Origin of the sequence: Zestomonas carbonaria, from assembly GCF_904061905.1 — a bacterium.
Taxonomy (GTDB): domain Bacteria; phylum Pseudomonadota; class Gammaproteobacteria; order Pseudomonadales; family Pseudomonadaceae; genus Aquipseudomonas; species Aquipseudomonas carbonaria.
On the sequence record NZ_CAJFCI010000134.1, the window covers coordinates 1 to 295 of the forward strand.

Sequence of the window (295 nt, forward strand, 5' to 3'; positions counted from 1 at the left end):
GAGCTGGTGATGGCCCTGCACGCTGTGCTCGACGTGCCCGCCGGTCTCGATGAAGTGGCTGGCGGTGGTCTTGTCGTAGCGGTCGTTGCCGACTTCCTCGGTGCGGTCCTTGCCGATGCGGATCAGCCGGTTGCGCTCGACGTTCAGGCTGTCGTCCTGGCCGATGGCGTGGCGGCGGTCGCGGGCGATGGTCACGTCCTCGTCGTTGCCCACCGTTTCCCGGCGGTCGTGGCCGATGGCGATGGTCTCGTCGTTCTCCACCCGCTCGCTGCGGTCGTGGCCGACGAAGGTGCTT

Annotated in this window: 1 protein-coding gene; it reads right to left on the reverse strand. The window is 68.1% G+C overall.

Annotated features, from left to right (window positions below; all coding sequences use genetic code 11):
• The coding region (locus tag PSEWESI4_RS24995; RefSeq protein ID WP_408004338.1) for a bacteriophage T4 gp5 trimerisation domain-containing protein at window positions 1–295 on the reverse strand (295 nt) is incomplete at both ends.